This window comes from Streptosporangium sp. NPDC049248 (assembly GCF_040678965.1).
GTDB lineage: Bacteria > Actinomycetota > Actinomycetes > Streptosporangiales > Streptosporangiaceae > Streptosporangium > Streptosporangium fukuiense.
In genome coordinates this window covers 17,117-36,526 of record NZ_JBFAQY010000012.1, presented here as the reverse complement: position 1 = coordinate 36,526, position 19,410 = coordinate 17,117, and the positions used below count along the sequence as shown (strand labels likewise).

General features: G+C 71.4%; 17 protein-coding genes. 9 read left to right on the top strand and 8 right to left on the bottom strand.

Annotated features, from left to right (window positions below):
• Positions 1-116 precede the first annotated feature (116 nt).
• Together AB0K21_RS22510 and AB0K21_RS22505 are read right to left on the bottom strand one after the other, a co-directional pair.
• Positions 117-1,286, bottom strand: coding sequence for an MFS transporter (locus AB0K21_RS22510; RefSeq protein WP_364152797.1), 1,170 nt, complete (start codon positions 1,284-1,286; stop codon positions 117-119).
• Positions 1,287-1,363: 77 nt separating this feature from the next.
• Positions 1,364-2,122: a DeoR/GlpR family DNA-binding transcription regulator gene (locus AB0K21_RS22505; RefSeq protein WP_364152794.1), complete on the bottom strand. Its 759-nt coding sequence runs from the start codon at positions 2,120-2,122 to the stop codon at positions 1,364-1,366.
• 57 nt (positions 2,123-2,179) lie between these two features.
• On the opposite strand from AB0K21_RS22505, the gene AB0K21_RS22500 reads away from it, so the two are divergent.
• Entirely contained in the window at positions 2,180-3,163 is a 984-nt protein-coding gene (locus tag AB0K21_RS22500; protein WP_364152791.1) for a YafY family protein, read from the top strand.
• A 330-nt stretch (positions 3,164-3,493) separates the two neighbouring features.
• Here the strand turns inward: AB0K21_RS22500 and AB0K21_RS22495 are convergent, their stop codons facing one another.
• A complete protein-coding gene (locus AB0K21_RS22495; RefSeq protein ID WP_364153079.1) occupies positions 3,494-3,778 on the bottom strand; it encodes a hypothetical protein in 285 nt (94 codons plus the stop codon).
• Between AB0K21_RS22495 and AB0K21_RS22490 the strand changes: the two genes are divergently transcribed.
• Positions 3,674-4,009: a hypothetical protein gene (locus AB0K21_RS22490; RefSeq protein ID WP_364153094.1), complete on the top strand. Its 336-nt coding sequence runs from the start codon at positions 3,674-3,676 to the stop codon at positions 4,007-4,009. The two genes, AB0K21_RS22495 and AB0K21_RS22490, sit on opposite strands and share 105 nt — an antisense overlap.
• 144 nt (positions 4,010-4,153) lie before the next feature.
• On the opposite strand, the gene AB0K21_RS22485 is transcribed toward AB0K21_RS22490, so the two are convergent.
• Positions 4,154-5,392 carry an MFS transporter gene (locus AB0K21_RS22485; protein WP_364152788.1) on the bottom strand — a complete coding sequence of 413 codons (1,239 nt, stop codon included), beginning with the start codon at positions 5,390-5,392 and terminating at the stop codon, positions 4,154-4,156.
• A 117-nt stretch (positions 5,393-5,509) separates the two neighbouring features.
• Here AB0K21_RS22485 and AB0K21_RS22480 point away from each other — a divergent pair, with 117 nt between their 5' ends.
• From AB0K21_RS22480 to AB0K21_RS22465, 4 genes are all read left to right on the top strand, one after another.
• Positions 5,510-6,445, top strand: coding sequence for a LysR family transcriptional regulator (locus AB0K21_RS22480; protein ID WP_343973427.1), 936 nt, complete (start codon positions 5,510-5,512; stop codon positions 6,443-6,445).
• A gap of 96 nt (positions 6,446-6,541) precedes the next feature.
• Positions 6,542-7,018 (top strand): metalloregulator ArsR/SmtB family transcription factor, encoded by a 477-nt coding sequence (locus AB0K21_RS22475; protein ID WP_343973430.1) that lies wholly within the window; start codon positions 6,542-6,544, stop codon positions 7,016-7,018.
• Positions 7,015-7,767 carry a cation transporter gene (locus tag AB0K21_RS22470; protein WP_364152783.1) on the top strand — a complete coding sequence of 251 codons (753 nt, stop codon included), beginning with the start codon at positions 7,015-7,017 and terminating at the stop codon, positions 7,765-7,767. The genes AB0K21_RS22475 and AB0K21_RS22470 overlap by 4 nt, the downstream gene beginning before the upstream one ends.
• A complete protein-coding gene (locus AB0K21_RS22465) occupies positions 7,760-8,095 on the top strand; it encodes a DUF3703 domain-containing protein (RefSeq protein WP_343973436.1) in 336 nt (111 codons plus the stop codon). Before AB0K21_RS22470 ends, AB0K21_RS22465 begins: the two co-directional genes overlap by 8 nt.
• A gap of 1,468 nt (positions 8,096-9,563) precedes the next feature.
• Here the strand turns inward: AB0K21_RS22465 and AB0K21_RS22460 are convergent.
• The 4 genes from AB0K21_RS22460 to AB0K21_RS22445 form a co-directional block, all read right to left on the bottom strand.
• Entirely contained in the window at positions 9,564-10,433 is an 870-nt protein-coding gene (locus tag AB0K21_RS22460; protein WP_364152779.1) for an SDR family oxidoreductase, read from the bottom strand.
• Positions 10,434-10,787: 354 nt separating this feature from the next.
• A complete protein-coding gene (locus tag AB0K21_RS22455; RefSeq protein ID WP_364152776.1) occupies positions 10,788-11,948 on the bottom strand; it encodes an MFS transporter in 1,161 nt (386 codons plus the stop codon).
• A gap of 370 nt (positions 11,949-12,318) precedes the next feature.
• Complete coding sequence (locus AB0K21_RS22450) at positions 12,319-13,092, bottom strand: SDR family oxidoreductase (RefSeq protein WP_364152773.1); 774 nt, start codon at positions 13,090-13,092, stop codon at positions 12,319-12,321.
• Positions 13,093-13,103: 11 nt separating this feature from the next.
• Positions 13,104-13,586 carry a MarR family transcriptional regulator gene (locus AB0K21_RS22445; protein ID WP_364152770.1) on the bottom strand — a complete coding sequence of 161 codons (483 nt, stop codon included), beginning with the start codon at positions 13,584-13,586 and terminating at the stop codon, positions 13,104-13,106.
• A gap of 116 nt (positions 13,587-13,702) precedes the next feature.
• Between AB0K21_RS22445 and AB0K21_RS22440 the strand changes: the two genes are divergently transcribed.
• The 3 genes from AB0K21_RS22440 (at position 13,703) to AB0K21_RS22430 (ending at position 19,359) form a co-directional block, all read left to right on the top strand.
• On the top strand, positions 13,703-16,933 hold the full coding sequence (locus AB0K21_RS22440; protein WP_364152767.1) for an efflux RND transporter permease subunit: 3,231 nt from the start codon (positions 13,703-13,705) through the stop codon (positions 16,931-16,933).
• A gap of 234 nt (positions 16,934-17,167) precedes the next feature.
• Entirely contained in the window at positions 17,168-18,598 is a 1,431-nt protein-coding gene (gene purB, locus AB0K21_RS22435) for an adenylosuccinate lyase (RefSeq protein WP_364152764.1), read from the top strand.
• A 23-nt stretch (positions 18,599-18,621) separates the two neighbouring features.
• A complete protein-coding gene (locus AB0K21_RS22430; protein ID WP_364152761.1) occupies positions 18,622-19,359 on the top strand; it encodes a hypothetical protein in 738 nt (245 codons plus the stop codon).
• Positions 19,360-19,410: the final 51 nt, after the last annotated feature.

Sequence of the window (19,410 nt, the reverse complement as noted above, 5' to 3'; positions counted from 1 at the left end):
TCGAAAGGCCCGGGACACGGGGCCGCCGCTGACCGGCCGTATCTCGCTATCTCGCTCGGCCGGTCAGCGACGCCGTGTCCCGGTGGCCTGGCGCGGGACACGCCCACTGTTTTGATCTACTTTGTAAAGGGCGTGGTCCTGAGCGCTCCCGCGGCCAGAGCGACAAGAAAAGCCAGCAGGGCGGGGATCGCCAACGCGAGAGGCAGGCCCATCAGCTCGGCGGCACCCCCGATCAGCACGGGTCCGGTGAGGAATCCCGCGTAGCCCAGGCTCGACACCCGGGCCAGCGCCTGTCCGGCGCGAGCCGGGTCGCGCCGGCCGGCCGCGGAGAAGACCTGGGGAACGATGCAGGACAGGCCCGCCCCGAAACAGCCGAAACCGATCACCGCGGCGACCTGATGGTCGGCCAGCAGAGCCAGGCCGAGTCCGGAGGCGGCCAGCACACCGCATGCGCGTACCAGGTTCACCGGTCCCAGCCAGGCGGCCAGCCTGTCACCGGCGAACCGGCCGGCGGTCATCATGACCGAGAAGGCGGCGTAGGCGGCCGCGGCGAACCCGTCGGAGCTGCCGAGGCTCTCGTTCAGGTAGACGGAACTCCAGTCGGCCGCGGCGCCTTCTCCGATCATGCAGCAGAAGGCCAGGACACCCAGCAGCATCACCCCTTCACCTCTGCCGGACGCCGGTTCCGTTCCCGAGGAGACGGCCTGTGCGGTCAGGGGGAGCGCCCAGCGGGCCGCCCAGAGCGCGAGCGCGGCGATCACCGCGGCGACCGCGGTGAACGTGGCTCCCGGGCTGAACGAAGCCTGGGCGAGCAGTCCTCCGGTGGTGGCGCCGAGAAACCCGCCGATGCTGAACACCGCGTGGAAGGACGACATGATCGGCCGGCCCGTGGCCTGCTCGACCTCGACGGCGTTCGCGTTCATCGCGACGTCCAGGGTGCCGTGCGCCGCGCCGAAGACGAACAGTGCGATGGCGAGGCCGGCCAGGTTCGGCATATGGGCGGGCAGGACCAGCACCACGCTCTGGGCGAAGGCCATCGGCAGCATCACCTTGACGCTGCCGTAGCGGTCGACCAGGTGGCCGACCACCTGCATGCCGGCGATCGCCCCGGCGGCGATGCCGAGCAGCGCGATGCTGAGTTCGCCCTCGCTCAGTCCCAGTCCCTGCTTGATCGATGGGATGCGTGCCGTCCAGGTGCCGATGGCCATGCCCGAGAGCAGGAAGAGCAGGTAGACCGCCACCCGGCCGCGCAGCAGCGCGGTCCGGTCGAGGGGGGTGACGCGCATGGGGGAGGGCTCCAGTCAAGTGGTGCGGATCAGGTCGGGCGGTTCGGGCCGTGCGGCAGGGGCTCCGGCCGGGCGGGTCAGACGGCGCGGACGGCGACGCCTGCCGCGATCATGGCGTCGTGCTCGGCGGGGGGGAGTGCGGTGTCGGTGACGACCATGTCGAGACGGTCCAGCGGGCAGACCGCGCCGAACGCGGTGCGGGTGAACTTGCCGGAGTCGGTGGCCGCGACCACGCGCCGGGCGGAGGCGATCGCGGCCTGCTTGACGGCGACGTCGGACAGGTCGTGGGCGGTGAGGCCGTGTTCGGCGGACAGGCCGCAGCAACCGATGACCGCGGTGTCGAAGCGCAGGGAACGGATGGCGTTCTCGGTCAGCGGGCCGGTGAAGCTCAGCTCGCCGGGGCGGACCTCCCCGCCGGGCAGCACCAGGCGGATTCGGGGGGCGGTGCTGAGCTCGGCGGTCACCTGCAGGCAGAGCGGCAGGACCGTCAGGCGGCGGTCACGGATGGCGCGGGCGATCTCCAGGGAAGTGGTGCCGCTGTCGAGCAGCACGGCCTCGCCGTCGGAGAGCAGGGCCGCGACCTCGCTCGCGATCCGCCGCTTGGCCTCCACCGCCTCGCGTTCGCGGACCACGAAGGGCGGTTCCTCCCCGCGCAGCAGCAGGCTCACCGCGCCGCCGCGGACCCGCCTGACCACGCCCTGCTGGGCGAGCTCGTCGAGGTCGCGGCGGATGGTCATCTCCGAGACGGCGTGTTCGACCGCCAGTTCCGCGACGGAGACGGCGTCGCTGGCGCGTAGCGCCGACATGATCGCGCGAATGCGATTGTTACCTTCCACGTGTTCATTTGAACATGGTGTGTGTGAGATTGGCAAACGTGCGGAACAATGGCCGCCATGCGCGCGAGTCGTCTGCTCTCCCTCCTGCTGCTCCTGCAGACGCGGGGGCAGGTGACGGCCACCGAGCTGGCCAGGGAGCTGGAGGTCTCCGTCCGCACGGTCTACCGCGATGTTGAGGCGCTGTCGTCGGCAGGGGTGCCGGTCTACGCCGACCGCGGGCCCGCCGGTGGATACCGCCTGCTGGACGGCTACCGCACCCGCCTCAACGGCCTGACCGCCGAGGAGGCCTCCTCCCTGTTCCTGGCGGCGCTGCCCGGCCCCGCCGCCGAACTGGGACTGGCCGAGGTGGCGGCGAACGCCGAGCTGAAGATGCTCGCCGCGCTGCCCCCCGAACCGCGCTTCCACGCCGCCAGGATGCGCGAGCGCTTCCACCTGGACGTGCCCGGCTGGTATCGCGACGCCGACGCGACCCCTTTCCTGGGGGAGGTCGCCGAGGCGGTGTGGGAGCAGCGCCCGCTGCGCATGACCTATCGCCGCTGGGGACCTCGCGACGTCGAGCGCCTGGCACACCCGTACGGCCTGGTCCTCAAGGGCGGGTCGTGGTACATGGTGGCCGTCGCCGGTGAGGGAGGGCCGCGTACCTACAAGGTGGCGCGGATCGTGAGCGCCGAACTCCTGGCGGGGCGTTTCGAGCGCCCCGCCGACTTCGACCTGCCCGGGTTCTGGCAGCGCTATACCGCCGACTTCCGTGAGCGGATGTACACCGGCGAGGCACTGGTGCGGATGGCGCCCGGCACCGAGAAGATGCTGCGGTACACGGTGGGCGCCGAGGTCGCCGACGCCGCGCTCGCCGCCGCGGGCCCGCCCGACGAGCGCGGCTGGGTGGTGCTGCGCCTGCCGACCGAGTCCGTCAGGCACGCCCACTGGCTGCTGCTGCGCCTGGGCGCGGACATCGAGGTGCTGGAGCCGCCCGAGTTGCGCGAACGGATGGCCGCCACCGTCGCCGACCTGGCCGTGCTGTACGGTCCGGGTCCCGGCTGACCTCGCGTCCACACCTCGGCTCCGGCCGGCGGCCGAGACCCCGGCGGCCCCGGGCGCGGCCAGGGAATGTCTCCCGGGTCGGGGTCATGGGCTGGTGATGATTCCGCGAGGGGTGAGCTCGAGCCGGCCGTTGACGACGACGCCGTCGCCGATCCTGATGCCCGCGTTGCAGGAGCCGCTACCCGGTGACCTGGGCCGCTCCCAAGACCAACGGGGAGGCATGCCGGTCCGCGAGCACGCCATCCTCACCTCCCCGCACAGCCGTGTCACCTACGTGCCCGCGAACCAGACGAGCGCGGTCGTCCAGGGACTGAAATCGGAGGAGACCTACTACGTCCTCATGTGCGCGATCACAGATGTCGCGATGAGTCCTCCCTCGGTGGCCACCGGCCCGCTCGCCCCCACCGGCCGACCGAGAAAGGACCGCGGCCTCATGCCCGGAACGTGCGACGGTAGGTGTCCGGTGGTACGCCGATCGTGCGGTGGAAGTGGCGGCGCAGTGTCGTCGCCGTGCCCAGTCATCGCCGTGCCCATGCCCGCGGCCGAGGCGATGGCGTCGACGCTGTCGTCTGTGCTCTCCAGCAGTTCCTGCGCGCGGCGGATCCGCTGCGTCAGCAGCCACTGCAGCGGGGTGGTGCCGGCCGCAGAGCGGAAGTGGCGGGTCAGGACATCTATGCCATCAGCGCGCCGCTCGCGGTGGAGGCCGTCGACCGCATCCTCATCCTCACCGGCCGGACCAGGACCGCCGGCGTCGCCTCCGCGGGCGCGGTCTTCGACGCCCCGGACTTCCTCCGCGCCCTGTCCTCGCAACTCTCGCTGCACGTCCCGCTCGACACACGCGGCTGACCGGCGACCCGCGCCGGGATCCGGGCCGTGCCCGGTGCGGCGGAACGGCGGCTTCGGCCCGTCGCGCTCCATCGTCCCTGAACTCCTTGCCGCCGCCCGCGTCACCGCCGAAAACGATCCGCTCGCCCGTCGCCGCGCGCCGGATCACAGCAGGTCGGCGCGCACCGCCCCGCCGTGTCGAGGCAGGAGGAGCGAGGTCGCCAGAAGCAGGAGACCGGCGATCGCGATCGCGGTGCGGGGGCTGGTGAGGCCGGCCAGCAGGCCCCACAGTCCGGTCATGGCCGCGATGGTGGCCTTACTGGTGATCGACCAGGCGGACAGCGTGCGGGCGATCCGGTCCGACGGAAGCTGTTCGAGCCGGTAGGTGGCGAATACCGGGTTGAACACGCCCATGCAGGTGATCAGCCCGAGTTCGACGGCGATGACGAGGAGGAGTCCGGCGGGGCCGGGGCCGATGAAGGCCAATCCGAGCGGCCAGCACGCGCGCAGCGTCCCGGCGGTGAGCATGACCTTGTGCTGCCCGAACCGCGCCAGGAGCGGGCGGGCCAGTCGCGAGCCGATGAGACCGCCGACGCAGGGTGCTCCGAAGGCGAGGCCGTACTGCCAGGGGGCGAACCCGAGGTCGCCGAGCATGAGGGCGGCGAGCAACGGTGAGACTGCCATGATCAGGCCGTTGACCAGGACGGTGTTGAAGAACAACGGGCGCAGCGCCGGGCTGGCGAGGATGTACCGCCACCCCTCCAGCAGGTCGCCGGCTCCAGGCCGGGGCGGTGCGGCGGTTCGCGCGGGACGTGGCTCCCGCCCGCCGATGGCGCGGATCCCCGCGGCCGAGAGGAGGAAGCCGACCGCGTTGGCCGCCACGCTCGTCACCGGGCCCACCAGCCCGAGCGCGGCGGTACCGAGCGGCGGCCCGAGCGCGGTGGCGGTCCAGGTCGTGGCCTCGAGCCGCCCGTTCGCGACGAGCAGGTCCTCGGACCGGACGAGCGCCTTCAGGCATGCTCCGCTCGCGGCGGTGAAGGCGATGTCGGCCGCGCCGACAACGACCGCGACGACCAGGAGCTGAGCGAGGCTCAGCCGGCCGAGCACGTAGGCGGCGGGAACGCTCGACAGCGCCGCGAACCGGATCAGGTCCATCGCGATCATCACCGGCCGCTTGCGCCGGAACTCCACCCACGGCCCGAGCGGCACCGCGACCACAGCCCCGACCGCGAGCCCCGCGGCGGCCAGTACCGACACCTCGGTGGGCCCTGCGTCCAGAGCGAGAATCGCGATCAGGGCGAACGCGTCGAAGGCGAACCTCGTGCCGAACGTGCTGACCGCATAGGCGGCCCAGAACCACCTGAACCGCCGCCCCAGCGACCTTCCCACCCCGTACCCCGCCATCTCTAGGAAACAACCACCCGTTGATTCGAGAGATCAAAACGCGCAGCCAGCAGGCGGGTCAAACAACCAGCCGACCGAAGTCACACAACCACGAGTTGTGCACTAAGGTCGGCCAGTGTGGATCTCGATGCTGTGCGCACGTTCGTCGCCGTCGTGGACACCGGCCAGTTCCAGCACGCCGCCGCAGACCTGTCGATCACCCAGCAGGCCGTCTCCAAGCGCATCGCCGGGCTGGAGAGGGACCTCGCCGTGCGGCTGTTCACTCGCGCTGCGCGCGGGGCCCGGCTCACCATCGACGGGCAGGCCTTCCTGCCCCACGCGCGCGAGCTGCTGCGCGTCGCCGAGCGGGCGGTCGCGTCCGTGCTCCCCGGCAGCCGTCCGCTGCGCGTCGACGTGATCGCCTCGCGCAGCGCGGCGTCGGGCCTGATGCGCGGCTTCCACCGCGCGCACCCCGAGATCGAGCTCGACGTGGTGATGCTGTTCGACATCGAGACGGCCGTCGCCGCCGTTCGGTCCGGTGCGATCGACGCCTCCTTCCGCGCCGTCGTCGTGCCCGGCCGGCCCCTTCCCGAGGACGTCGAGTCCGCCTGGGTGCTCGACGAGCCGCTCCAGCTCCTCATCGGCCCCGCCCACGCGCTGGCCGGCGCCCGGTCGGTGACCGTCGCCCAGCTCGCCGGGCACCGGATCTGGATGCCCGGCATCGTCCCCGGCACCGAGTGGGCCGCCTACTACGCCGATCTCGTCGCCGAGTTCGGCCTCACCATCGAGGCGACCGGCCCCAACTTCGGCTCCGACGCGCTCCTCGACACCATCGCCGACACCCCGGCCCTGGCCACCTTCATGAGCGAGCAGACCCGCCTGGTCTGGCCCGCCGACCACGGCCTGCGCCGCATCCCGGTGACCGACCCGACGCCCGTCTACCCGCACTCGCTCCTGTGGCGTCGCGACAACCTCCACCCGGCGCTGGCCACCCTGCGCGCCCACCTCGCCGCCGCGGCCGCCGGTCACGACGCCGCCGGGACCTGGGCGCCGGGCTGGGCGATTCGGCGTTGAGCGCCGCCACGTCTGCGACCGTCGTGACGTGATGTCAACGCCGAGCGTAGCGCACCCTCTCCCCAATACATAAGCAAATCGGGATATCATCGTCATATGGCGATTGATTCTGATGGTGGCCGGTGTGTCAGTGCCGACATCGCGACCGGTGTCTCCCCGGCGGCAGCGCTGTTCCACTCCCTGGCCGACGAGAGCCGGCTGCGCATCGTGCAACGGCTCGCCCGCGGTGAGGCCCGGGTGGTGGACCTCACCGCAGAGCTGGGGCTGGCCCAGTCAACGGTGTCCAAACACCTGGCCTGCCTGCGCGACTGCGACCTGGTCGACTATCGCGCCGAAGGCCGCCAGTCCTTCTACTCCCTGGCCCGGCCCGAGCTGATGGACCTGCTGGCCTCGGCCGAGCACCTGCTGGCCGTCACCGGCCACGCCGTGATGCTGTGCCCCGTCCACGGCACCCGGTCCGGCACCCGGCAGGGCCCGGCCGACGCGCACGGCGCTCTGCGGGCCGAGATCGACCACGATCTCGGACGCCTCGCCGAGCAGGCAGGCGCGATCGAAGCAGAGGGCGTGTCATGACCACGCTGAACCTGCCCGCCCCGGAGCGGCGGGTCTTACTGCAGCGCCGCATCCGGCTGCTGGTCGCCGCCACCATCACCTACAACGTGGTCGAAGCGGCCGTGGCCATCACCGCCGGCACCGCCGCCTCCTCCGCGGCGCTGATCGGGTTCGGCCTCGACTCGATCGTCGAGGTCGCCTCCGCCGCGGCGGTGGCCTGGCAGTTCTCCGCCGCCGACCACGAAGGCCGCGAGAAGACCGCGCTGCGCGTCATCGCGATCTCGTTCTTCGCCCTGGCCGCCTACGTCACCTTCGACGCCGTCCGCGCCCTGCTCGGCGCCGGCGAGGCCGAGCACTCCACCCCTGGCCTGACCTTGGCCGCCCTGAGCCTGGTCATCATGCCGTTCCTGTCGTACGCACAGCGTCGCGCGGGCCGCGAGCTGGGCTCCGCCTCGGCGGTGGCCGACTCCAAGCAGACGCTGCTGTGCACCTACCTGTCCGGCGTGCTGCTGGTGGGCCTGGCGCTCAACAGCCTGTTCGGCTGGTCCTGGGCCGACCCGATCGCCGCCCTGGTCATCGCCGCCGTCGCGGTCAAGGAAGGCCGCGAAGCCTGGCGCGGGGACGCCTGCTGCGCCCCCACCGGTGAGGCGGGCCAGAGCGCCACGGCGAGCGGGAAGGACCGCGCCGACGGCTGCTGCCAGGCCGACGCCCCCACCACCGTCAGCATCGACACGGTGGTCAGGAGGCATGATGATCGGCCGGATGCCTGAACACGTGCGCGTCGCCTACCAGGCCGAGATGCGCGCCGCCCGCGCCGCCACGCAGGCGCGGACCCGCTGGCGGCACCTGGAGCGCGCCCACATCCTTTCCCAGCCCTGGCCGTGGCCGCACACCGCCAACCACCTCGCGATGTTCGCCCTCGCCGTGGCCCAGCGCGACCGCCGCGAGGCCCTGGGCCAGGTTGTGCGCATCATCGTCGCGGCGCCCGGCTCGGCGCTGGGCCGCTACCCCGAGGGCAACACCGGCCGCGCCCGCGCCGGCCTCACCCGGCCCATGCCCATCCCCGACGACCTGGCCACCGTGCTCAAGGCCGCCTGATGGGAGCCGTCGGGTCGGCTGTTCGGGCAGACTCGAGGTCTCTGGTGGTCGCCGGTGGGCGAGCACTCCCGCCGCCCTGTCAAAGCCGCCCCGTTCGGGGCGACGGTACCGGCCGCTTCATCTGGACGCACCCTCATGGCCTGGCGGCTGTCGTGGGCTGATGGGCCCCGCGCGGTCAGGCCTTCGGCGCGTAACCACTCGGTCGGCGTGCACCCGGCGATGGCCCGCCATTCCCGGGTGAGGTGCGCCTGGTCGGCGAATCCCGACGCCGCAGCCACTGCCGCCAGGCTGACCGCCACACGCCGCGCGTGCCGCCTTCCTGCCTCAGCTCGGCTGCCTTCAGGTGAAGCCCGGCGACGACGGCCCGGAATCGTTCCCGCGAGCCGGGCCGCCCGAGCCATGCGATCTCCAATGAGTCCGCCTCCGGGATCGTGATCGACATCGTGGACGAGGGCAGCCCGCCACGAACGGCGCCAGAGCCGCGGACCTCTGATGAGAAGGCACGGTGGTCACTTCTTCACGGTACGGCGGTCCGGCGATGCGGCCGATCTCTCCGCCCCGCTACGGCCGCCCGCCCGCCTGGTGCGGCTCCCTGAGATCGATGGTCGGACATCGTCGAACAGCGCCCACCTGCGGATGTCGCCTCCTCACGTGCTGGGGGCACCGACGTCGCGGGCGTCGCCGACCCCGGCGACCGATCCCAAGGATCGGCCGATCCTCACCAACGACCATTAGAACGCGAAGTAGTGGTGGTTCACAGCCGAGATGCGATCGTTGAACCCCTTGGCTCCCAGATCGGCGATGCTCTGGAAGGGCTGCACGTGCAGCTTGGATCCAGGCGGCAAACCGTAGGTGGCGGGATAGCGGAGTGGGTGCCGGTGCCGGGGGACGCGGTCCGCACGGGCTGGTCGCGCATGTAGTCCAGCGCTTCCTGGGTTACGGAGAAGGCGCGAAGGACCTGGCGTTCGGCGGCTGCGTCGTCCCATACGTAATCCAGCGCGAGGCCGTCCAGTGCGGCCACCTCGCCGGGTGCGATCTCGTGTTTGTCGTCCAGCAGTATCGGCAGCTGGGTGGGCCGGTGCCGCGTACGCCCGGCCCGCCAAGGCAACGCGGGGGAGGCGGGCTGGGCGAGCCCGACCGGCTTGCCGCTGGCCCGGCGGTAGAGGATGTCCTCCTCAGAGGCTCACGTGCGGTCGGCCTCGGCCAGCAGTAGCCCCGCCAGGTCGTCGGGGGAGTGGACCCCTTCCCGCCGAAGCAGCTCCAGGGCCTGGAGACGGCGGTCAGCATCGTGCGATGCGCTCATGGGATCCCCTCGCGGCGGGAGCGTCTGCCGGCTTCACTGTGAGGTTGCGATAACCCAGTGTCAACTCTCTGTGTTCCTCGCCGACGTCCCGCTGGTTCGGCCGGTACTCCCGAAACTGCACCGAGCTGCGAACTTGTCGTTTGACGTGTCCGTCCCTTTTTCGGGTTACCCGCTCCGCCCGCCGATGACGTCGGCCAGGGGGGTGGCCGGATGGCCGGTCAGGCGGGGGACGGCGTCGCCGAGGCCGTCGAGTTCGCCGGCGGCGACGGCGGTGTAGGTGGAGATCCACGCGTCGAGCTGCCAGGCGGGGGCGCCGTAGGCGGCGCGGGAGCGGTATGCCTCCTCCACCGTCTCCGGCCGGTAGGTGATGGTGCGGCCAGTGGCCTGCGACAGGACGGCGGCGATCTCCTCCATGGTGAGAGCATGTGGGCCGGTCAGGTCGTAGGTGGCCCCGGTGTGCCCGGCCGGGTCGGTGAGGACGGCGACCGCGGCGTCGGCGATGTCGTCCTGGGCCACGACCGCGGTTCGGCCCAGGGCGGCGGGGCCGCGGATGACGCCGTCGTCGCCGACCAGGGCGGGCATGAAGTCGGCGTACAGGTTGTCACGCAGGAAGGTGAAGGCCAGGCCGGTGGCGCGGATGTGCTGCTCGGTGGCCCAGTGGTCGCGGGCCAGGGTGAACGTGGCCTGCGGTGCGGCGCCGTAGAAGGAGATGTACACCAGGTGGGCGACGCCGGCCTCGGCGGTGGCGTCGACGAAGGCGCGGTGCTGCTCCAGACGGTCGGGGCTTTCCGAGGCCGAGACCATCAGCACCGTCTCGACGCCGCGCAGGGCGGCCGCTGCGGCCTCGCGGTCGCTGTAGCCGGCACGGGCGACGGCGGCGCCGGGCAGGTGCGGGGCGCGGGCGGGGTCGCGCACCAGCAGCAGTTGCGGGATGCCGGCGGCGGCCAGACGGCGGGCCACACGCCCGCCGAGACGGCCGGTGGCGCCGGTGACCGCGATCGTCGCGCCGCCGGAGCGGGTGGGCTGGTCGGTCATGGGCGGGTCTTTCCCTCCTGGTGCGGATGACGCCGGGGGTGTTGTCCGATGTCGAGCACGAGCAGTCGCGTATCGGCTGGGGGGCGTCCAGCCAGGCCTGCGGGCAGGTAGGGGCGGGGCCTTCACGCACGTCGGGGAAGGTCCCACCGCCACAGCCGGGGCGGGATGGCCACGGGGTCGGTCTCGCGGCTTCCGGTGGAGCGCCAGCGGGCGAAGGTGTACCGGCACCGGTGGTCGTACGGACTCGGGCCTCTCTTATAAATCTACATTGTAAAGGCATCCGCTTTGCATCAAGATCATTTACAAGTGGACTAAAGACTCTCTCCAGGAGACAAGGGACGTCCTGTTCACCGATCATGACGGTTGCGGGTGACGTAGTGCTCCGGCGGAGGCCGCCATGAACGCCGCGAGCAGGACGGGAATCCCCAGAGCGGCGGGCAGGCCGATGAGTTCGGCGGCGCCGCCGATGATGGCGGGGCCGGCGACGAGCCCGGCGTAACCGACGGTGGCTACTTGGGCGATGGCCTGCCCGGCACGGGCCGGGTCGTGGTTTCCCGCCGCGGAGAAGACCTGGGGGACGATGGTGGCCAGGCCCAGGCCGAACAGGGCGAATCCCACGAAGGCGACGAGGGTCTGGCCGACGAGCAGGGCGGTGCCGAGGCCGAGGGCGGCGACGAGCCCGGAGTAGCGGACCAGGTGCACCGGGCCGAACCGTTGAGCGAGGTGGTCTCCCGCGAAGCGGCCGATGGTCATGGCGGTGGAGAAAACGGCGAATCCGGCGGCGGCGACGGCTTGGGGGGCGCCGAGGTTCTGGAAGAGGTAGACGGCGGTCCAGTCGTTGGCGGCGCCCTCTCCGACGAGTCCGGCGAAGGCCACGATTCCCATGAGGATGATCCAGTTGGTCCATGGGGCGCGGCGTGGGGTGGTGGTGTGGGTGGCCGGGGGTGGGGTGGTGGGGAGGAGGTGGCGTCGGGCGTACAGGGAGGCGAGGGCGAGGGGGATGCCGACGGCGGTGAGGGTGGCGGCGGCGCTGAGGTCGAGCCAGGCGAAGAGTCCGCCGATGCCTGCGCCGATGAGTCCGCCGATGCTGAACATGCCGTGGAAGGAGGACATGATGGGGCGGCCGTAGGCGCGTTCGACTTCGACGCCGTGGGCGTTCATGGAGACGTCGAGGGAGGCGTTGACGAGGCCGAAGAGGAAGAGGGTGGCGATGAGGGCGGGGAGGGTGGTGGCGTAGCCGGGGGGGATGACGGTCAGTGAGGTGGCGATGGCGGCGGGGGTGATGAGGCGGGCGCTGCCGAGGCGGTCGGTGAGGTGTCCGGCGAAGCGCATGCCGGTGATGAGTCCGATGGCGATGGCGAGGAGTCCGTAGCTGAGCTGGCCGTCGCTGAGGTCGAGGGTGTGTTTGATGGCGGGGATGCGGGCGGCCCAGGCTCCGGAGACGGTGCCGAGGAGGATGAAGAAGTAGGAGACGGCTCGTCGGGCGTTGGTGGGGTGCTGGTGTGTGGTGGTCATGAGCGTCCCCGGGGGTGTTTGGGATCCGGGGCGTTATTCAATCATGGTGGGTGATGTGCAGGCTGATGGTTTATGGGGGTTTTGCCGGGTTGGGGCTGGGATTCTGCTCGTGGGTGTTAGTGCTAGGCCTGAGGGTGTGGGGAGGTCCGTGAGCGCCGTCCTGGTCGCGGCCGGGTGGTAGCACGGGCGGGGTCGTCCCGGTCGGCGACGTGGCCTGGTGTTCCATCCTCTGCTGCGGCATGGGCGGCGCGCCGATCTCCTCGGTGCCGGGCGCGCCACCTCGGCCTGGGGCGGTCTGGGGGCGGTTTTGATGGCTTGGGGGGCATAGCGGGGTTGCTATGGCGTGGCCGGTGGTGGCTCGGTGGGTGGCTCAGTGGACGGAGAAGCCGCCGTCGACGCAGATGGCCTGGCCGGTGATGTAGGCGCCGGCGTCGGAGGCGAGGAGGAGGGTGAGGCCGGCGAAGTCGGCGGGGGTGGCGTTGCGGCCGATCATGGAGCGGGCGGCGAGTGCTTCGACGCGGCCGGGGATGGCCTGGGCGGGTTCGGTGAGGGGGGTGAGGACGAAGCCGGGGATGATGGTGTTGGCGCAGACGCCGTGGGGGGACCAGGCTTCGGCCTGGGAGCGGGTGAGGCCGGTGATGGCGGCTTTGGAGATGCCGTAGGCGCCGCTGTCGCCGAAGGCTTTGTGGGATTGCTGGGAGCCGAGGTTGATGATGCGTCCCCAGCCACGCTGGGCCATTCGCGGGCCGAAGTGCTGGCCGAGGAGGTAGGGGGCGGTGATGTTGACGGCCATGGTCTGGTGGTAGTCGTCGTCGGTGAGCTCTGCCATGGGGTGGCGGATGTTGTTGCCGGCGTTGTTGACCAGGATGTCGATGTCGCCGAAGAGGGTGGGGGCCTGGTCGCGGATGCGGGTGATGTCGGCGGGGTCGGCGAGGTCTGCGCTGATGGCGGCGGCGTTGATGGCCTGGTCGTGGAGTTCGTCGAGGGTACGGGTGAGTTGTTCGGTGCGGCGGGCGACGATGACGACGGCCGCGCCGGCGTGGCCGAGGGTGTGGGCGATGGTGCGTCCGATGCCGGAGCTGCCGCCGGTGACGAGGGCGGTGCGGCCGGTGAGGCGGAAGAGGTCGTTGATGGGTGTGATCACAGCAACGAAACCTATCGTCCTACCTTTTCGTGTGCAGAGTGGTCGTGCAGGGTGGAGGCGGCCTGCTGGATCTTCTCCATGACGTTGGACAGGTCGTGCAGGGTGGCGGTGTCGAGGTGATACAGGATGCGGCGGAAGTCGGCGAAGCCGGCGTCGGCGATCTGCTCGGTCAGGGCCAGGCCGGCGGGGGTGAGTCCGACGCGCCGTACCCGGCGGTCGTGGGGGTCCTCGCGGCGGTCGACGAGGCCGTGGGCGACGAGGCGGTCGACGATGCCGGTGACGGTGCCGAGGCCGACGCCGAGGTGGCCGGCGAGGTCCTGGCCGGAGGCGGAGTCCTGGCAGGACAGGAAGATGACGACCTTGAGCTGGCGCATGGTCAGGTTGGAGTCGAAGAGGGGCGAGGAGGGGCGGTGCTGGGCGAACAGTCGTCCCAGGTCGCGCTGGATGGCACCGATCTGGTCGATCAGTCGTTCGCGGTTGTCGTTCACGCTCACCTCTCGCTTCCTGAGAAGGTTATCAGGAACGGTAAGCTTCCTTAAATATTCGCATGAGGCGAAGTGTTAGTCTGGGGCGAATCTTGTTGTGACATCCATTGAGGAGTCCCGCCCCCATGACCTCCTTGGCCAGGTTGAGCCTCGCCAACCGTAGCCTCGTCATACTGATCGCGCTGGTGCTCAGCGCGTTCGGTGTCTTCGCGATCCCGTCGTTGAAGCAACAACTGCTGCCTTCGCTCTCCTTCCCGGGGGCGTTCGTGGTGGCCCCCTACCTGGGCGCCTCTCCCGAGATCGTCGAGGAGCAGGTCACCGAGCCGATCGAGAACAGTTTCCAGGGGCTGGAGGGCGTCACGGAGGTGACCTCGACGTCTCGGGAGGGGATGGCGCAGATCCAGGTGGCGTTCGAGTACGGCACCGACATCGACGCCGCGGTCTCGAAGATGCAGCAGGCGCTGTCGCGGATCAAAACGCAGCTGCCGGCGGAGGTCGACCCGCAGGTGCTGACGGGCGGGACCGACGACATTCCGGTGGTGCAGCTGGCGGTGGGCGACGGCGGCGACCAGCGGGTCATGGCCGAGCGGCTGCAGCGGCTGGTGGTGCCGGAGCTGCAGGGCATCGAGGGGGTGCGCGAGGCGGCGGTGACGGGCACCCGCGACGAGGTGGTGACGATCACTCCGGACCTTGGGAAGCTGGCGCTGCTGGGTCTGGCGCCCACGGCGGTGGCCGACCTGCTGCGCGCCAACGGGCAGCCGATTCCCGCGGGCAGCCTGACCGAGGACAAGACGTCGCTGACGGTGCAGGTCGGCGCGCGGGTCTCGACTCTGCAGGAGCTGAAGGACCTCTACCTGACCCCCGCGGTGCCGGCGCAGGTTCCCGCGCAGGCGCGGCCGGGAGGTGCCCAGCAGGGCACGCAGGGCCGGCAGGCTCAGGCCCAGCGTCCGGCGCCGGCCCCCCGGCCGGTGCGGCTGGGCGAGGTGGCCACGGTGGAGCGGTCGCTGGCCGAGGGCACCTCGCTGACGCGCACCAACGGGCAACCGAGCCTGGGCGTGGTGGTGACGATGAAGCCGGACGGCAACGCGGTGGCCATCTCGCACGCGGTGCGCGAGAAGATCCCGGGTTTCGTGCGGGCGATCGGTGACTCCTCGCAGGTGACGGTGGTCTTCGACCAGGCGCCTTATGTGGAGCGGTCGATCCACGACCTGACGACCGAGGGGTTGCTGGGGCTGGCGTTCGCGGTGCTGGTCATCTTGGTCTTCCTGCTGTCGGTGCGTTCGACGCTGGTGACGGCGGCCTCCATCCCGCTGTCGGTGATCATCGCGCTGATCGCACTGTGGGTGGGTGACTACTCGCTGAACATGCTGACGCTGGGCGCGCTGACGATCGCGGTGGGCCGGGTGGTCGACGACTCGATCGTGGTGCTGGAGAACATCAAGCGTCATCTCGGCTACGGCGAGGCCAAGCGCAAGGCGGTGCTGGAGGGGGTGCGTGAGGTCAGCGGCGCGGTGACGGCCTCGACTTTGACGACCGTCGCGGTGTTCGTGCCGATCGCGGTGGTGGGCGGCATGGTGGGGCAGCTGTTCGCACCGTTCGCGATCACGGTGAGCGTGGCGCTGCTGGCGTCGTTGCTGGTGTCGCTGACCGTGGTGCCGGTGCTGGCCTACTGGTTTTTGAAGACGCCGGTGCTCTCGCCCGAGCAGGCGCGGGCGGTGCGCGAGGAGGCCGAGGCCAAGGAGTTGCGCAGTCCGTTGCAGCGGGCCTACCTGCCGGTGCTGCGTTTCGCCACCCGGCGGCGGCTGGTGACGCTGCTGGTGGGGGTGGTGGTGTTCGCCGCGACGATGGGGCTGGCCGGCCGGCTGGAGACGAACTTCATCGACTCCTCGGGGCAGGACACGGTCTCGGTCAGCCAGCGGATGCCCGCGGGGACGGACCTGGCGACGACGGACGCCGCGGCCAAGAAGGTCGAGGAGGTTCTGAAGTCGCTGAAGGCGGTGGACGGCTATCAGGTGAACGTGGGGGCCGGCGGTGGGCTCCAGGGGCTGACCGGTGGTGGCGGCGGAGACCGGGCCTCCTACTCGCTGACGATCGAGGAGGGTGCCGACGCCGAGGCGTTGCAGGACACGCTACGTGAGCGGCTGAAGGGGCTCTCCGACGTCGGGGAGATCACCGTGGGCGGCGCTCAGGGCGCCCCCGGCGGCGGTTCGACCGACCAGTTGCAGGTGATCGTGCAGGCGCCGGATGTGACGACGCTGCGCACCGCGACCGAGACGGTGCGCGCGGCGATGGCGGACCTGGGCGAGCTGCGGGACGTGACCTCGAACCTGGAGGCCGGTGCGCAGCGCATCGAGGTGCGGGTCGACCGCCAGAAGGCCGCGGCCAGGGGACTGACCGAGACGCAGATCGGGCAGCTGGTCGCGCAGCGGTTCCGCGGGATGTCGCTGGGCGAGCTGACACTGGACGGGCGCGCCGGTGCGGTGGTGCTGCGGGCCGGTGAGGCTCCCGAGGACCTCAAGGCGGTGCGCGCGCTGACGCTGCCGACGGCGGCGGGCATGGTCAAGCTGTCGCAGGTGGCCGAGGTCTCCAAGGTCGACGGCCCCACGCAGGTGACCCGGATCGACGGTGCGCGCAGCGCGACGGTGTCGGGCACGGCTGTTGGCAGTGACCTGGGCGCGGTGAGCACCGAGCTGACCGCGAGGCTGGACAAGCTGGCGATGCCCGCGGGGGCGAGCTTCACCGTGGGCGGGGTCAGCGCCGACCAGGCCGAGGCGTTCGGGCAGCTGGGGCTGGCGATGCTCGCGGCGATCGCGATCGTCTTCATGATCATGGTGGCGACGTTCCGGAGTTTCGTGCAGCCGCTGATCCTGCTGGTGTCGGTGCCGTTCGCGGCGACCGGTGCGATCGGGCTGCTACTGGCCACGGGCACGCCGCTGGGCGTGCCGGCTTTGATCGGCATGCTGATGCTGATCGGCATCGTGGTGACCAACGCCATCGTGCTGATCGACCTGATCAACCAGTACCGCGAGCAGGGCATGGGCATCGTGGAGGCGGTGGTCGAGGGGGGTCGGCGGCGGCTGCGGCCGATCCTGATGACCGCGGTGGCGACGATCTTCGCGTTGATTCCGATGGCATTGGGGCTGACCGGTTCGGGTGGGTTCATCTCCCAGCCGCTGGCGATCGTGGTGATCGGCGGGCTGCTGTCGTCGACGCTGCTGACGCTGGTGCTGGTGCCGACCCTGTACGTGATGGTGGAGCGGCTCAAGGAGCGGCTGCGGCGTACCCCCAAGGAGGGGAACTCGCGGCCGGAGCTGAAGGTCTACGACAAGGACGAGCTGGCGCCGAGCAGGCAGTGAACCCTGGAGTAGGTTCCGGGCAAACCCTGTGAGCCGGTCGTGGGGGGGGGGGGGGCCCCCCCCCCCCCCCCCCCAGTATCTGAGGGGGCCCAAGCCCGGCCGCGCCCCACCGGCGGGTGGGGTGGCGCGCGGGGGTGCGCACCGCGCGACGACCGGCTTTTTCGCGTTCCCGGCCCGTCCGGCTGCGAACCCCTGGGCGGGGTGGGCGGGGCGGGCGGAATATACTGACGCAACGTGACTGCCAAGCCGCGTATCCCCAATGTCCTTGCCACCCGCTACGCCTCACCGCAACTGGCCCGCCTGTGGTCTGCCGAGTACAAGGTGGTGGCCGAGCGGCGCCTGTGGCTGGCCGTGCTGGCCGCGCAGGCCCGGCTGGGGGTGGATGTCCCGCCCGAGGCGGTGGCCGACTACGAGAAGGTCGTCGAGCACGTCGACCTGGAGTCGATCGCCGCCCGCGAGCGCGTCACCCGCCATGACGTCAAGGCCCGCATCGAGGAGTTCAACGCGCTGGCCGGGCACGAGCAGGTGCACAAGGGCATGACGTCGCGGGATTTGACCGAGAACGTCGAGCAGTTGCAGATCCGCGACAGCCTGGTGCTGGTGCGGGACCGGTGCGTGGCGCTGCTGGCGGGGCTGGCGGGGCTGGCGGCCGAGCACTCACAGCTGGTGATGACCGGGCGCTCGCACAACGTGGCCGCGCAGTCCACGACGCTGGGCAAGCGTTTCGCCTCGGCCGCCGACGAACTGCTGGTGGCGTTCGCCCGGCTGGAGGAGCTGATCGGCCGTTACCCGCTGCGCGGCGTCAAGGGACCGGTCGGCACCGCCCAGGACATGCTGGACCTGCTGGGCGGGGACGCGGCCAAGGCGGTCGCGCTGGAGGACGAGGTGGCCGCGCACCTGGGGTTCGCCCACCGGCTGACCAGTGTGGGGCAGGTGTATCCGCGCTCGCTGGACTACGAGGTGCTCACCGCGCTGGTGCAGCTGGCCGCGGCGCCCTCCTCGCTGGCCAAGACGATCCGGCTGATGGCCGGGCACGAGCTGGTCACCGAGGGGTTCGCCCAGGGGCAGGTCGGTTCCTCGGCTATGCCGCACAAGATGAACACCCGCTCGTGTGAGCGGGTCAACGGGCTGACGGTGATCCTGCGCGGGTATGCGTCGATGGCCGGGGAACTGGCGGGCGACCAGTGGAACGAGGGTGATGTGTCGTGTTCGGTGGTGCGCCGGGTGGCGCTGCCGGACGCGTTCTTCGCGTTCGACGGGCTGGTGGAGACCATGTTGACGGTGCTGGGGGAGTTCGGCGCCTTCCCCGCGGTGATCGCCGCCGAGCTGGAGCGTTACCTGCCGTTCCTGTCCACCACGAAGATGTTGATGGCCGCGGTGCGGGCGGGGCTGGGCCGCGAGAGCGCCCATGAGCTGATCAAGGAGCACGCGGTGGCCTCGGCGCTGGCCATGCGCGAGGGCGCCGGCGGCAACGAGCTGCTCGCCCGCCTGGCGGCCGACGAGCGTTTCCCACTGGATGGGGCGGCGCTGGAGGGCCTGCTGGGCGAGCCGATCTCCTTCACCGGTGCGGCCACCTCCCAGGTGGCGGCGGTCGTGGCCCGGGTGCAGGAGGTCGTGGCCCGCTATCCGCAGGCGGCCGCCTACCGTCCTGAGGCGATCCTCTGAGCAGCGCGCCGGGGGTGCCGAGGGTGCTGCGCGAGGTGGCCGAGGTGGCCGCGGCCTGCGCCGGCGACCCGCTCGTGCTGTGGGGTGCCCAGGGGATGGTGCGGGGCGTGCGGGCCTGGGCGCTGGGGGAGGCGGTCGCGGTGGCCTGTCCCGATCTCAACCGCCGCGACCGCCTGACGGTGTGCGGCGAGCCTGATCAGGTGGCCGCGCTGGCGCAGTGGGCGCTGGGGCACCTTGGCCCCTCCTACCGGGTGGTGGGCAGCCGGGCACTGGTGGAGCAGGTGGTCGCCCACTCACCGGGGCTGCGTCTGCTGGGCACCTTCGAGTGGATGGACACCCGCCGGCTCAGCCCCGTCCTCAACGCGGGGCCGGGGCGGGCGCGGTGGCTGGGCCCGGAGGAGGAGGGGGAGGTGAGCGCCCTGCTCGCGGCCGCGGCGCCCTCCTCGTGGGCGGCGCCCGGGGTGGCCGGCGTACGCCGCTGGGCGGGTGTGCGCGACCAGGACGGTGTCCTGGTCGCGGTGGCCGCCGACGCCTGGTCCTGCCCGCAGGTGGGTTTCGTCGCCGGGGTCGCCACCGCCGCGTGCCGCCGCGGCGCGGGGTACGGCGAGGCGGTGTGCCGCTTGGCGCTGGGTGACCTGCTTACCTCGCGCGGCCGTGCCGCGCTGATGGTCGACACCGCCAACCACACCGCTCTCGCCCTGTACGGGCGGCTGGGCCTGCGCCTTCGCCCGCTGGCCGCCGCGGCTTTGGGCGGTGCCTGAGCCCGGCCCTCGGGCGGGGGCCGGAAAACCTGGTGCGGGGCGAGGTCGTGG